Annotated in this window: 14 protein-coding genes; 9 read left to right on the top strand and 5 right to left on the bottom strand. The window is 72.3% G+C overall.

All coding sequences use genetic code 11. From position 1 onward, the window contains the following. Positions 1–32: 32 nt before the first annotated feature. From DEJ11_RS01505 to DEJ11_RS01495, 3 genes are all read right to left on the bottom strand, one after another. Entirely contained in the window at positions 33–653 is a 621-nt protein-coding gene (locus DEJ11_RS01505) for a DedA family protein (RefSeq protein WP_111103365.1), read from the bottom strand. 67 nt (positions 654–720) lie between these two features. Further along, entirely contained in the window at positions 721–1380 is a 660-nt protein-coding gene (locus DEJ11_RS01500; protein WP_181440816.1) for a FadR/GntR family transcriptional regulator, read from the bottom strand. Next, on the bottom strand, positions 1377–2099 hold the full coding sequence (locus DEJ11_RS01495; protein WP_111103361.1) for an SDR family oxidoreductase: 723 nt from the start codon (positions 2097–2099) through the stop codon (positions 1377–1379). The genes DEJ11_RS01500 and DEJ11_RS01495 overlap by 4 nt, the downstream gene beginning before the upstream one ends. A gap of 45 nt (positions 2100–2144) precedes the next feature. Between DEJ11_RS01495 and DEJ11_RS01490 the strand changes: the two genes are divergently transcribed. From DEJ11_RS01490 to mnhG, 7 genes are all read left to right on the top strand, one after another. Continuing rightward, complete coding sequence (locus tag DEJ11_RS01490) at positions 2145–2897, top strand: SDR family NAD(P)-dependent oxidoreductase (protein WP_111103359.1); 753 nt, start codon at positions 2145–2147, stop codon at positions 2895–2897. 101 nt (positions 2898–2998) lie between these two features. Beyond that, entirely contained in the window at positions 2999–5911 is a 2913-nt protein-coding gene (locus DEJ11_RS01485) for a Na+/H+ antiporter subunit A (protein WP_111103357.1), read from the top strand. Further along, a complete protein-coding gene (locus DEJ11_RS01480; protein WP_110865552.1) occupies positions 5908–6318 on the top strand; it encodes a Na(+)/H(+) antiporter subunit C in 411 nt (136 codons plus the stop codon). The genes DEJ11_RS01485 and DEJ11_RS01480 overlap by 4 nt, the downstream gene beginning before the upstream one ends. After that, the gene (locus tag DEJ11_RS01475; protein WP_017887554.1) at positions 6315–8006 is read left to right on the top strand and encodes a Na+/H+ antiporter subunit D; all 1692 of its coding nucleotides are present in this window, start codon (positions 6315–6317) and stop codon (positions 8004–8006) included. The genes DEJ11_RS01480 and DEJ11_RS01475 overlap by 4 nt, the downstream gene beginning before the upstream one ends. After that, positions 8003–8584 carry a Na+/H+ antiporter subunit E gene (locus DEJ11_RS01470; protein ID WP_071404815.1) on the top strand — a complete coding sequence of 194 codons (582 nt, stop codon included), beginning with the start codon at positions 8003–8005 and terminating at the stop codon, positions 8582–8584. Before DEJ11_RS01475 ends, DEJ11_RS01470 begins: the two co-directional genes overlap by 4 nt. After that, positions 8581–8919 (top strand): MrpF/PhaF family protein, encoded by a 339-nt coding sequence (locus DEJ11_RS01465; protein WP_111103356.1) that lies wholly within the window; start codon positions 8581–8583, stop codon positions 8917–8919. Before DEJ11_RS01470 ends, DEJ11_RS01465 begins: the two co-directional genes overlap by 4 nt. Next, positions 8916–9272 (top strand): monovalent cation/H(+) antiporter subunit G, encoded by a 357-nt coding sequence (gene mnhG / locus DEJ11_RS01460; protein ID WP_071245814.1) that lies wholly within the window; start codon positions 8916–8918, stop codon positions 9270–9272. The genes DEJ11_RS01465 and mnhG overlap by 4 nt, the downstream gene beginning before the upstream one ends. Before the next feature lie 77 nt (positions 9273–9349). Here mnhG and DEJ11_RS01455 read toward each other — a convergent pair whose 3' ends face one another. Continuing rightward, the gene (locus DEJ11_RS01455; RefSeq protein WP_111103354.1) at positions 9350–10591 is read right to left on the bottom strand and encodes an MFS transporter; all 1242 of its coding nucleotides are present in this window, start codon (positions 10589–10591) and stop codon (positions 9350–9352) included. A gap of 560 nt (positions 10592–11151) precedes the next feature. Next, positions 11152–12195 carry an L-glyceraldehyde 3-phosphate reductase gene (gene mgrA / locus DEJ11_RS01450; RefSeq protein ID WP_071245810.1) on the bottom strand — a complete coding sequence of 348 codons (1044 nt, stop codon included), beginning with the start codon at positions 12193–12195 and terminating at the stop codon, positions 11152–11154. A 90-nt stretch (positions 12196–12285) separates the two neighbouring features. Between mgrA and DEJ11_RS01445 the strand changes: the two genes are divergently transcribed. Further along, entirely contained in the window at positions 12286–12741 is a 456-nt protein-coding gene (locus DEJ11_RS01445; RefSeq protein WP_196783353.1) for an iron chaperone, read from the top strand. A 2-nt stretch (positions 12742–12743) separates the two neighbouring features. Then, on the top strand, positions 12744–13790 hold the full coding sequence (locus DEJ11_RS01440; RefSeq protein WP_258375355.1) for a YdcF family protein: 1047 nt from the start codon (positions 12744–12746) through the stop codon (positions 13788–13790). Positions 13791–13834: the final 44 nt, after the last annotated feature.

The raw sequence follows: 13834 nt of genomic DNA, 5'->3' as shown, positions 1-13834 counted from the left end.
CTCCTTCGAACGGGGTGCTCAGCCTACGTTCGTCAGGCCGCGGCCGCAGCCTCGGCGCGTCGTCGGACGGCCTTCTCGATCGCGGAGATCGCGAGGCCGAGCAGGATCGACGCCACGACCGCGAGGGTCGTGACGAGGAAGGGCTGCTCGCGGCTCCAGCGCCCGGTGGCCGAGGCGATGCCGACGCAGTACGCGGCCCACACGACGTCGGCGAGCACACAGCTGAGCAGGAACCGTCGGAGGTCGAGCCCGCTGTCCGCGCCGACCAGGTTCGTCGTCAACCGGCCCATCGGGATGAAGCGTCCGAGCACCGCGATGCGCCCGGGAGCGGCACGGTAGCGGCCGTCGATGGCGTCCCGGGCCGCGCGGACCTTCGGACGCGCGAACCACGACCTCGAGCCGAGGTCGACCGACCGCGCCAGGTGGTAGAGCCCGAGGTCGCCGAGGACCATCCCGATCGACGCCGCGACGACGAGGAAGAGGACCGGCAGGAGACCGCCGTCACCGCCCACCAGGAGCGTGCCGATCGCGACGACGAGTGCCTGGCTGGGCAGGAAGACCGCGACGCTGCCCACGGCGAGCACGAGGCCGACCACGAAGAACGCCCACGGGGTGCCGACGAGCTGGACGACCAGGTCCTGTGCTGCGTCCACGACTCACCCTCCACGGGCGCCGGAGGGGCGCGCCGGGGTCCATCCTCGCAGGTCCGGCGCGCCCCGCTCACGTGCGGTCGACGATCGCCCGCATGGTCGAGGCCGCGTCGTCCGGGCGGCCGTCGAGGACGGCGTCGGCGAGTGCCAGGTGGAGGCCGACGTCGTGCCGGTCCGGGCGGATGCTCCCGCGTTCGCGCAGCACCTGGCCGACGACCTGGTGCAGGCGTCGGTACAGGGCGTTGCCGGACAGGCCGAGCACGAGCGCGTGGAACCGCACGTCCGCGGCCACGAAGTCGAGGCGGTCGTCGCGGGTCGCGGCGGCGGCGAGCTCGTCCGCGGTGGTGCGGAGGGCCTCCCGTCGGTCCGCGCACGCGTCGAGCGCCGCTCGCCGGGCCGCTGCGGCAGCGGCGGCGGGTTCGACCGCCGCCCGCAGCTCGCGGAGCTCGGCCGCCACGCGCTCGCCGTCGGGGCCCCGCAGACGCCACCGCACCACGCGCGGGTCCAGGACGTCCCACTCCCACACGCCGAGGACGGTCACGCCGACCCGGCGCCGCGCGCTGAGCAGGCCGAGCGCGACGAGGACGCGGACGGCCTCGCGGACGATGCTGCGACTGGCGCCCGTCCAGGTCACCAGGTCGTCGACGCTCCGGCGGCTGCCCACGGCGACCGCACCGGAGACGACGGCGGCACCGACCTGGTCGAGGACCCGTTCGAAGGTGCTCGTCACCGCTGCGAGACCGGCGACAGCACGAGCTCGTCGATGCGCACGTGTGCCGGCGACCCGAGCACGAAGGCGACCGTCCACCCGATGTCCTCCGGTTGGAGCATGCGCTGCCGCGCGGCCGCGTCGGGGACCTCCGGCCGCTGGTCGAGGAAGTCCGTCGCGACGTCACCCGGGCACAGGTGGGTGGCACGCACGCCGTGCTCGGCCTCCTGCTGGTTGAGCGTCCGGACGACCGACGCGAGCGCGGACTTGCTCGCCGAGTACGCGACACCCGCCCCGGGCTGGAAGGACCACCCGGCGTACGACGACACGACGACGACCACGCCGCCGGCCGCGCGGAGTGCCGGCAGCGCGGCGTCCACCAGCGAGACGACGGCGGTGAGGTTCGTGTCCACGATCGCGCGGAAGTCGGTCAGCGACTGGTCGTCCCACCGGCGCCTCGGGGCGTTGAGCCCGGCCGCCAGCACGAGCCCGTCGAGCCGCCCGTGCCGGTCGAGCACGGTGTCCCGCGCGGCGGTGACGGCGTCGGTGTCGTTCGCGTCGAGGGGCAGGACGTCCGCGGTTCCCCCGGCGTCGCGGATGGTGCGTGCGACCTGCTCGAGCCGCTCGGCACGGCGCCCGCTGAGGACCACGGTCCAGCCGTCCCGCGCCGCTGCCTCGGCGCTCGCAGCCCCCATGCCGCTGCCGCCACCCGTGACCCAGAGCACACGCTGATCCGTCATGCTCGAATAGTATGCCTATTCAAGGCACCGACGACGGGAGCAACGATGCACCTCGACCTGACCGACCGCGTGGTGGTCGTGACCGGCGCAGCGCGCGGGATCGGCCGCACGCTCGCCGACCGCTTCGTCAGCGAGGGGTGTCGCGTCGTCGCGCTCGACCTGGCCTTCGAGCCGGACTTCCCGCTCGACCACGTCGTGTGCAACGTCGCCGACCCGCCGTCGGTCCGCGTCGCCGTGGACGAGGTCGTCCGGCGACACGGCACGATCGACGTGCTGGTGAACAACGCCGGCATCAACGTCACGGGCACGGTCGCCGAACTGGAGTGGGACGCCTGGCGCCGCTGCATGGACGTCAACCTCGGCGGCACGTTCCTGATGAGCCAGGCCGTGGCTCCGGTGATGCAGGCCGCCGGGCGCGGGCGGATCATCAACGCCGCATCGTTCGCGGCGATCGTGCCCAGCGTCGGGAGCGCTGCCTACGCGGCGTCGAAGGCCGCCGTCGTCTCGTTCACCCGGGTCCTGGCGTCGGAGCTCGGCCCGTGGGGGATCACCGTGAACGCCTACGCACCGGGCATGGTGCCGACGGCGATGAACGGCTTCGCGTCGATGCCGGCCGAGGCGCAGGACCGCCTGCTCGACACGCTGTCGCTCCGCCGGTGGGAGACGCCGGACGACGTCGCCGACCTGCTCGTCTTCGTGGCGAGCGACGCCTCCGGGTACATCACCGGCACCCTGCTCGACGTCTCCGGCGGCAAGCTCGCAACCCAGATCCCCGCTCGCGCGCACGGCCGGACCTGAGCGGACTGCTGTCCGGCCGCACAGGTTCTCCACATGGCGTCCTCCGTAGGCTGTGAAAGCCCAGTGAGCCGGACTGCAGCCCGACCCCGAGGAGGTGCCCGATGGTCCTCGTCCTCGTCGCGTTCGCGATCGTCGCCCTGATCGTCCCCGCCCTGACCCCCGTCCTCGGCCGCCGCGCCTTCTACGTGGCGGCCCTCGCCCCCGCCGCGGCGGCGGTGCTGACGATCGCGCAGACCGACGCCGCCCTGCACGGCAGCGTCGTCGAACGGCACCAGTGGGTCCCCCAGCTCGACCTCGACGTCACGCTGCGGATGGACGCCCTGTCGTGGGTGCTCGCCCTCGTGGTGTCGGTCGTCGGCGCGTTGGTGCTGGTCTACTGCGCCTCGTACTTCGAGCGGGACGAACCCGGGCTCGGTCGGTTCGCCGGGGTCCTGACCGCCTTCGCCGGCTCGATGTACGGGCTCGTGATCGCCGACGACGTCATCGTGCTGTTCGTCCTGTGGGAGGCCACGACGGTCTTCTCCTACCTGCTCATCGGGCACGACGCCGCGAAGCGTGCCAGTCGCGCCGCCGCCATGCAGGCGCTCGTCGTCACCACCGCGGGTGGTCTGGCGATGCTCGCGGGCCTCGTGATGCTCTCGGTCACGGCGGGCACGACCTCGCTGTCCGCGATCGTCGCCGATCCCCCGAGCGGCACGGTCGTCTCGGTGTCGGTGGTCCTCGTGCTGCTCGGGGCGCTCACGAAGTCGGCGATCGTGCCGTTCCACTTCTGGCTCCCCGCCGCGATGGCCGCACCGACCCCGGTCAGCGCGTACTTGCACGCCGCGGCGATGGTGAAGGCCGGCATCTACCTGGTGGCCCGGCTCGCCCCCGCGTTCGCGCTGCTCGACGGCTGGCGCGAGACGATCACGCTGCTCGGCGTCGCCGGGATGCTCGTCGGCGGGTACCGGGCCCTGCGGCAGACCGACCTCAAGCTCCTGCTCGCCTACGGCACCGTGGCCCAGCTCGGGTTCCTCGTGCTCGCCGCCGGCTGGGGTGCCCCCGCGGTCGCCCTGGGCGGGGTCGCGCTCCTCGTGGCCCACGCCGCCTTCAAGTCGACGCTCTTCCTGGTCGTCGGCGCGATCGACCACGTCACCGGCACGCGTGACCTCGGTCAGCTCAGCGGGCTCGGCCGTGCCCGCCCGTGGCTGGCGGTCGTCGCGGTGCTCGCGCTGCTGTCGATGGCCGGGATCCCGCCGACGATCGGGTTCGTCGCGAAGGAAGCCGTGCTGACCGGGTTCACCGAGTCCCTGCACGGCCCCGACGCCGGCTGGGCCTGGTTCGCCCTGATCGGCGTGACCGTCGGATCGGTGCTCACCGTGGCCTACTCGCTGCGGTTCCTGTGGGGCGCCTTCGCCCGCAAGCCCGGCGTCGCGACCACCGAGCCGCACGCCCTGCACGGCCTCGCCGTCGTGCCCTCGGTGCTCGCGCTGGCCGGGCTCGCACTCGGCCTGCTCACCCCGGTGGTCGCGCACGGCATCGAGCCCGCTGCCACGACCGCCGCACTCGGCGGACAGGAGGTCCCGCACCTCGCGCTCTGGCACGGCCTCGAACCCGCGCTCGGCCTGTCCGCGATCACCCTGGTCGGCGGCCTCGCACTGTTCGCCCTGCGTCGTCCGGTCGAAGCGCTCCAGCACCGGCTCGCGGGGTTCCCGAGCGCTGCGGGGACGTACCGGCACGGCATGCGACTGCTCGACCGCGGGGCGACCGGACTCACCGCGAGCCTGCAGCGCGGCTCGCTCCCCTACTACCTGACCGTGATCCTGTCGGTCTTCGTCGCCGGGGCGCTCGCCAACCTGGTGCTCGGCGGGCCGTGGGAGTTCCACGTCCGGTTCGCCGACTCGTGGGGCCAGATCCCGGTGATGATCGTGATGTCGATCGCGGGCATCGCGGTGCTCACGGCGAAGACCCGGTTCGCCGCCGCGGTCCTGGTCGGCGTCACCGGCTACGGCCTCTCGGTGCTGTTCGTCCTGCACGGCGCCGTCGACCTCGCCCTGACGCAGCTCGTGGTCGAGACGGTCACCCTGATCGCCTTCGTCCTGGTGCTCCGACGGCTGCCCCCGCGCATCGCCACGACCAACCCGTCGCGGTTCCGGGTCGTGCGGGCGCTCTTCGCCGGGCTGGCGGGGCTGACGCTGGCGATCGTCGTCGTCGTTGCTGCCTCGGCCCGAACGGCACGCCCCCTCTGGCCCGACCTGCCCGCACTGACGAGCTCGTTCGGGCACGGTCTGAACGTCGTGAACGTCGCCCTCGTCGACCTGCGCGGCTGGGACACCCTCGGTGAGCTCACCGTCGTGGTCGCCGCGGCCACCGGCGTCGCGAGCCTGATCTTCGTGAACTCGCGCGAGGACACCCTGCCCCGGCTGCGGGACCTGCCGGAGACCCTGACCGCGAACGGCGAGCGCACCGACGGCGAGCCCCGCGCCTGGCTGCCGACGAGCGCCGCGATCCCGACCGGCCGTTCGGCACTGCTCGACGTGGTCGTCCGCCTGCTGTTCCACGGCCTGATCGTGCTGTCGGTGTACCTGCTGTTCGCCGGGCACAACTCGGCCGGTGGCGGGTTCGCCGGTGGCCTGGTCGCCGGCATCGCACTCGCGGCCCGCTACCTGGCCGGCGGCCCGGCCGAACTCGGTGCAGCGGCCCCGGTGCGTGCCGGTCGACTGCTCGGGCTCGGTGTCGCGACGGCAGCGATCACCGCGATCGTGCCGCTGTTCTTCGGCCGTGAAGCCCTGTACTCCGAGTTCTTCGAGGCCACCGTCCCGATCCTCGGGCACGTCGAGTTCGTCACCGCCACGTTCTTCGACATCGGCGTCTACCTGGTCGTCGTCGGTCTGGTGCTCGACGTCCTCCGCAGCCTCGGCGCCGAGGTCGACCGGCAGCGCCTCGAGGACGCCTCGACCCCGACCCGCGACACCACCGAGGGGTCCGTCAGCGACGCCCTCGATGCCCCCACCCCGGAAGGGAGCGCCACGTGACCGTCACCCTCGTCCTCGTGATCGCCATGGCGGTGTTGTTCTCGTGCGGCGTCTACCTGCTGCTCGAACGCTCCCTGACCCGGATGCTCCTCGGCTTCCTGCTGCTCGGCAACTCGCTCAACCTGCTGCTGCTGGTGATGTCCGGCGCCGCGGGCGATCCGCCGATCGGCAAGAGCGCCGAGGGCATCACCGACCCGCTCCCCCAGGCGTTCGCCCTGACCGCGATCGTGATCACCTTCGCCGTCAGTGCGTTCCTGCTGGCCCTGATCCACCGGTCGTGGCAGCTGTCCCGCGCCGACGAGGTCGAGGTCGACGAAGCCGACGCCGCGATCGGCCGCGACCGCGACGAGGCGGCCGACGAGGACCCGGAGACCACCACCGACGCAGAACAGGAGGCGACCCGATGACCTGGCTCGTCCCGCTCCTCGTCCTCGTCCCGCTGCTCGGTGCCGCGGTCGCGCTCGGACTCCTCCGGCACCAGAAGCTCCAGCGTGCGATCACCGTCGTGGTGCTCGTCGTGGCCTTGGCCGTCGCCGCCACGCTCATGGTCCTGGTCGACCGGCACGGCACGATCGTGGTGCAGGTCGGCGGCTGGGACGCCCCGTACGGCATCTCGCTCGTCGTCGACCGGCTCAGCGCACTGCTGCTCACCGTCAGTGCGAGCGTCCTGCTGCTCGTCCTGCTGTTCTCGATCGGGCAGGGCCTGGCCGCCGACGACGAGGACGCCCCGGTCACGATCTTCTACCCGACGTACCTGGTGCTCGCGGCCGGTGTGCTCGACTCGTTCATCGCCGGTGACCTGTTCAACCTGTACGTCGCGTTCGAGATGCTGCTGGTGGCGAGCTACGTGCTCATCACGCTGGGCGGCAGCGAACAGCGCGTCCGGGCCGGCACGACGTACATCGTCACGAGCCTGATCGCGTCGGCGATCTTCCTCGCCGCCATCGGGCTGGTCTACGGCGCCACCGGCACGGTGAACATCGCCCAGATCAGCGAGCGCGTCGCCGACCTGCCGGAGCACGTCCAGCTGCTCCTGCACACGATGCTGCTGATCGGGTTCGGCATCAAGGCCGCCGTGTTCCCACTGGCGTTCTGGCTGCCGGACTCGTACCCGACGGCCCCGGCGCCGGTCACCGCGGTGTTCGCGGGCCTGCTGACCAAGGTCGGCATCTACGCGATCATCCGGCTCGAGACGGTGATCTTCCCACGACCACAGCTCAACGAGGTGCTGCTCGTCGTCGCCGCACTGACGATGGTGGTCGGGGTGCTCGGCGCGGTGTCGCAGACCGACGTGAAACGGCTGCTGTCCTTCACGCTGATCAGCCACATCGGCTTCATGGTGATGGGCGTCGGACTCGGCACCGTCGCGGGGACGGCGGCAGCGGTGTTCTACACGGTGCACCACATCGTCGTGCAGACCACGCTGTTCCTGGTGTCCGGTCTGATGGAGCGCGTCGGCGGGACGACCTCGACCCGGTCGCTCGGCGGACTGCTGAAGGCCGCACCGCTGCTGGCCGCCCTGTACCTGATCCCCGCGTTCAACCTGGGCGGGATCCCGCCGTTCTCCGGCTTCATCGGCAAGCTCGGCCTGTTCCGCGCCGCCGCCGAGGACGGTTCCCCGATGGCGTACGTCACCATCGGCGCCGGCGTCGTCACCTCACTGCTCACCCTGTACGCGCTCATGCGGGTCTGGGACGCCGCCTTCTGGCGGCCGAAGCCGGCGGCCGAGGCCGCGGCTCCGCACGCGACCAGCGCCGAACCGCACGCCCACCTGCGCTCCCCGGAACCGGCGCCGCTCACCGTCTCCGAGGAAACGGGCGAGGCGTACCACCCGGGAGGCTCGGTGACGGTCACCGACGCACCGCACGCGGCCACCGCCTCCAGTCCGACCACCGGCGCGACCGAGGCGGTCGGCGAGGCTCCCGAGAAGGTGCGCCTGCCGCGCATGCTCGTCGGCGTGACGACCGTCGCGGTGCTCGGGTCCGTCGCCCTGACGGTCGTCGCCGGCCCGCTCTACGGCTACGCGACCCGCGCAGCGGAGTCGCTGGAGTCGCCCGACCGCTACGTGCAGGCCGTGCTCGGAGGTGAGCGATGACCGACGTCCGCCGCATCTCGAACGCCCGCCGGATCGCGCTGGCGTGGCGCTACGACGTGCCCCTGGTCGCGGGGCTCACCGTGCTGTGGGCGCTGCTCTGGGGGTCGTGGACCCCGCTGACGCTGCTGTGCGGCATCGTCGTGGCGCTCATCGTCACCCAGGCGCTGCCGCTCCCGCCGGTCCCCCTGTCCGCACGGTTCTCGATCGTGCACGTGCTGCGGTTCCTGGTGGTGTGGTCCGGGCTCGTCGTCGTGGCGTCCTTCCGGGTCGCCTGGGTCGCGTTCCGTCCTCGCGGTGTGCGGCGGAGCTCGATCACGCTCGTGCAGCTGCACTCGACCTCCGAGATGACCTTCACCCTGGCCACGCTCGCGATCTCGCTCGTGCCCGGCTCGTACGTCGCCGACGTGGACCTGCGGCGCCGTCGCCTGCTGCTCCACGTACTCGACACCGAGCGCCTCGAGCAGGTCGAGGACGAACGCCGCGTCGCACTCCGGATCGAGGCCATGGTCATCCGCGCACTGGGATCCAAGCAGGACGTCTCCGAGCTGTCCGAGCCCCTGCCGGAGGTGACCCGGTGAGCCCCGCCGTCGTCGTGATGGGCATCGCCGTCGCGCTCGTGCTCGCGCTCCTCGGGGCGACGTTCGCCCTCGCGGTGTTCCGCATCGTGCGCGGCCCGACCATCCTCGACCGCATGATCGGCTCCGACATGGTGCTGACCACCGTGCTCGTGGTGATCGCCGCCGCGATGGTCATCCGCCAGGACCTGACCGGCATCCCCGTGCTCGTGGTGATCTCGGCGACGAGTGTGTTCGCCACGGTCGCCGTCGCCCGGGCCGTCACGCCCTCGGCCGACCCGGCCGACGAGGGACTGACCGTCACCACCCCCGAGCGCGCCGAGGAGGACCAGTCGTGATCGAGATCATCGAGTCGTTCGTCGACGACGCCGGCATCCGCGCCTGGATCGCCATCGGGCTGCTGCTCGTCGGGTCGCTGCTGTCGCTCGGCGCCGGGGTCGGCATCGTCCGGTTCCCGGACCCGCTCGTCCGTCTGCACGCCATGGCGAAGCCGCAGGTGCTCGGGCTCGCACTCGCGCTGGCCGCCATCGTGGTCGCGGTGTGGACGTGGACGGCGTTCTGGGTCGTGCTGCCGATCATGGTGTTCCAGCTGTTCCTGGTACCCGTGTCGACGCACATGATCGCCCGCGCCGGCCTGCGCGCCGACGACTACCGGCACGAGGACCTGCTGGTCGACGACACGGAGTCCTGACGCACCGACCTGACGGACCGGAGGCCCGTGGCGGCGTCGCCACGGGCCTCCGGTCCGTCAGGTGGTCACGTTCGCGGTCAGGCGGTCGCGGCCCGGCGCGGGAGCAGCAGGTTGCCGACCGCGGCGACCACGACGATCGCGGCGGAGACCGCCGGCAGCAGCATCGCTGCGGTGGTGCCGTGGTGCTCGGCGACGTCCCCGGTGATGGCGGATGCGATCGACTGCCCGACGATCACGGCCGACCCGAGGATCGTCATCGTGGTCGCGGACCGGCCGACCGGTGAGCGGTCGGAGCCGAGGCTGTACTGGGCGACCAGGGTCGGCCCGATCCCGATGCCCATGATCGCGAGGACGATGCCCGCGGCGACGACGGAGTCGGCGCTGGCGAACGCGATCGCACCGCCGAGGAGCACGACGCCGAACACGAGCCAGCGCCAGCCGAGGCCGAAGGCCCGGGGGAACGCTGCCGACCCGAGCGCCAACCCGGCGGAACCGATGCCCATCAGGCCGTAGAGCAGGCCGGCCTGCGAGGCCTCGCCGTGGGTCTCCATGAACGCCGTCAGCGAGGTGAGCGTCGAGCCGAAGAACAGCCCGATGCCGAGGATGCCGACGACCACGACGACGAGCCTCGGGCGCAGGAGCTGCCGCGCGGGTGCCTGCGTCGGCTCCGCGTGCTGGCCGACCACGAGCTTGCCGGTCGGGTGCAGCGCGAACGCCGTGACGAACACGAACGTCAGGACCGAGGCGCCGGCGACGGCCACCCACGGGGCGATCGCGCTGGCGAGGATGCCGACCAGGAACGGACCGATGATGAACACGGTCTCGTCGGCGGCGGACTCGTAGGCCATCGTGCCGCTGAGGGTCTTCTCGCGCCGCGCCGGGGCCATGCGCTGCCGGATGATCGCGACGAGCCGGGTGCGGGACATCGGGGCGACCTGCGGGGCCGAGGCACCGATGCAGAACGCGACCGCGAGGACGGCGAGGTCGGGCGCGGTGCCGCTGACGACGAACGGGAAGAACCCGAGCAGCGCCGCGTTCACCAGGCCGACGGGGACGAGCACCGCCCGCTGGCCGTATCGGTCGGCCGCGGCGCCGACCATCGGGCCGAAGATCGCGGAGCCGATGCCGACGGCGGCGGAGTTGATGCCGCCGAGGGCGACGGAGTCACGGGCGGCGACGACGAGGGTCAGGACGCCGACCACCATCATCGCGAACGGGAGCCGGGCGATGAACGCCACGGGGAAGTACCAGCGGCCGGCGAGGGAGACGAGTGAGCGGTCCGGAGCGGGCGGGGCGTCGGTGGAACGGGTCTGGAGCATCGGGGTTGTGCCTTCTCGGCCCGCCCGGTTCGGTGGCGGCGGACCCATCGGGTGCCGCCGTTGTCCGCCGGGATGCCGGCGGCCGGTAGATACACACTGCGTGTTGTCGAACGCTGTCGATGGTACCAACCGGCCGCCGCGCCCCGGAGGAGTTCGCTCCGGGCGCCGTCCCGGCGGTCAGCCGCGGTGCGGTCGCAGACCGTCGCCTGCGGCGCCGCCAGCCGACAGTTCGTGACCGCTCGGCGGGCGACACGCGACGTGTCGTGACCAGTCGGCGCGGGCCGGCCGCGCGACGCAACGCGACCGGACGACGGACGGGAGGCGCGTGGCGGGGTGCCCCGCGCCTCCCGGCCGCCGTGCCGCGCGCCCAGGGCCCCGCACCGGTCACGACACCCCGCCGGCCGTGCGTGGCGCGGTCGCAGACCGTCGCCTGCGGCGCCGCCAGCCGACGGTTCGTGACCGGTCGGCGGGCGACCCGCGACGTGTCGCGACCAGCCGGCGAGATCCGCCGAGCAACGAGATGCGACCAGCCGAGGGACTGGTGCGGCGCGGCGCTCGGGTCAGGAGACCTCGCCCGCGCGGGCTCCCGCCCACAGGTCGACGTCCGTGATGCCGACCGAGTGCTCGTCGATGACGCGGAGTTCCTCGTCGGTGAACGACGTGTTCGACAGCGCGGCGACGTTGTCCTCGAGCTGCGACACCCGTGACGCACCGATGACGAGTGAGGTCACCCGCTCGTCGCGGAGTGCCCAGGCGAGGGCGAGCTGCGCGAGGGACTGTCCGCGGGCGGCCGCGACGTCGTTCAGGGCGCGGAGGTGCTCGACGACCTCGGGCGTGATGCTCGACGCGTCGAGGGACTTGCCCGCTGCCGCGCGGGAGTCCTCGGGCACACCGTTCAGGTACTTGCCGGTCAGGAGCCCCTGCGCCAGCGCGGTGAAGCCGATCACGCCGAAGCCGAGCTCGCCGGCGGCGTCGAGCAGCCCCTCGGTCTCGATCCAGCGGTTGAGCATCGAGTACGAGGGCTGGTGGATCAGGAGCGGGGTGCCGAGGTCGCGGAGGATCTCGGCCGCCTGCCGGCTGCGCTCGGCGTCGTACGACGAGATGCCGACGTACAGCGCCTTGCCCTGCTGGACCGCGGTGTGCAGGGCGCCCATCGTCTCCTCGAGCGGGGTCGAGGCGTCGAGACGATGCGAGTAGAAGACGTCGACGTAGTCCAGGCCCGTGCGCTGCAGCGACTGGTCGAGCGAGGCGAGCACGTACTTGCGCGAGCCACCGCCCTGCCCGTACGGCCCCGGCCACATGTCCCAGCCGGCCTTCGTCGAGATGACCATCTCGTCGCGGTAGGGCCGGAAGTCCTCGCGCATCAGGCGGCCGAAGTTCACCTCGGCGGCACCGTAGGGCGGGCCGTAGTTGTTCGCGAGGTCGTGGTGGGTGATCCCGAGGTCGAACGCCCGGCGGCTGATGGCGCGCTGGTTCTCGAAGGGCATGTCGTCCCCGAAGTTGTGCCAGTACCCCAGGGAGAGCAGCGGCAGGTCGAGGCCCGAGCGGCCGGTCCGGCGGTACGTCATCGAGTCGTAGCGGTCGTCACTGGCGATGTAGGTCATGGGACGAGCCTGGCACTCGTTCGAGCCCTGGCCTCGCATGCTTCGCTTCCCGGACCCATGATGGGTGCACGAGACCACGAGGAGACGACGATGGCACGGACGACGAAGACCGAGACCACCTTCACCGACGAGGAGCGCGCGGCGATGCAGGAGCACGCCGCAGAGGTCAAGCGCGCCCGCGGCACGAAGGGCACCAAGGCCGAGAAGGCAGCGGCCGACGCCGCTGCGGTCGAGGCGAAGATCGCCGAGATGCCCCAGCCGGACCGCGGTCTGGCGGAGCGCATCCACCGCATCGCGCTCGAGGTCGCGCCTGAGCTCGCGCCGAAGCTCTGGTACGGCATGCCCGCCTACGCGCGGGACGGCAAGGCGGTGTTCTTCTTCCAGGACGCCGCCAAGTTCAAGGCCCGCTACGCGACACTCGGGTTCCAGGACTCGGCCGCGCTCGACGACGGCACGTTCTGGCCCACGTCGTGGGCGATCAGCCCCGAGTTCTCCGAGGCCGACGAGGCACGGGTGGCCGACCTGATCCGTCGCGCGGTCGGCTGACGGTGCTCGGGCTGGGCGCCGCTCCCGTCTTCGCCCTGCTGTTCCTGGTGCTGTACGTCCTGGGGCGGCGACGGGACCCGCGGATGCTCCGCAACGGGGTGTTCCTGACGGCGGCCGTGCTGTTCGGGCTCGCGACGGTCGTGGCCGTGCTGACCAGGGTGGTCCCCGGGTTCAGCCTGCTCGTCGCCGTGGTGCTGCTGCTCGTGCCGCTCGCCGTGGTGGTGCTCGGCGTCGCGTTGGTCGCGAACGGCCTGCAGATGCTCCGGGCCGAGGGGCGCAGCGTCGGCAACCTGCTGTCGCTCGCCGCCGGGGTGGCCGTGTTCGTGCTGCCGACGATCGCCATCGCCCTGCTCGTCTCGGGCAGCGGTGAGGGCTTCACGCTGTGGGACGGCACGAAGATCGCGGTCGCCGTGCTGATGGTGTTCGTCTGCGGGTACTTCGCACTGTCGCTGGTCGCGTTCGCCCTGTACTCCGTGGTCTACGGGCGGACACGACACGGCATCGTCCCCGACACGATCGTGGTCCTCGGCTCCGGGCTCGTGCACGGCGAGGTCCCGCCCCTGCTGCAGAGCCGGCTCGACCGCGCGCTCGGCGTCTACCGCGCCGAACGAGCCGCCGGACGCCGACCGCTCCTCGTGCCGTCCGGCGGACAGGGCGACGACGAGCCCCGCCCCGAGGGCACCGCGATGGCCGAGTACCTGGTGGCGCACGGTGCCGACGCGGACGACGTCGTGGCGGAGACCGCGTCGCGGAACACCCGCGAGAACCTGCGGTTCTCGCGGGACGTGCAGACGGGCGCCGGCCGGGACGGCCAGATGGTCGTGGTCACGAACAACTACCACGTGCTGCGGGCCGCGACCCTGGCCCGTCGCCTCGATCTGCCCGCTCAGGTCGTCGGCGTCCGCACGGCGGCGTACTACGTCCCGAGTGCGTTCCTGCGGGAGTTCGCCGCGGTGATCGTCGAGCACCGCTGGCTCAACGTGGTCGCCTGCACGCCGTTCGTGCTGTTCACCGGGTTCCTGCTCTGGGAGTCGTTCCAGCAGCGGTAGACGCGACCCACGGACGGACTGGAGGCCCGTGGCGGGCCCGCCAC

Source organism: Curtobacterium sp. MCLR17_058 (assembly GCF_003234705.2).
GTDB classification, from domain to species: Bacteria; Actinomycetota; Actinomycetes; order Actinomycetales; family Microbacteriaceae; genus Curtobacterium; species Curtobacterium flaccumfaciens.
The sequence above is the reverse complement of the archived record's forward strand: the minus strand, read 5'-3'. Positions and strand labels throughout refer to the sequence as shown.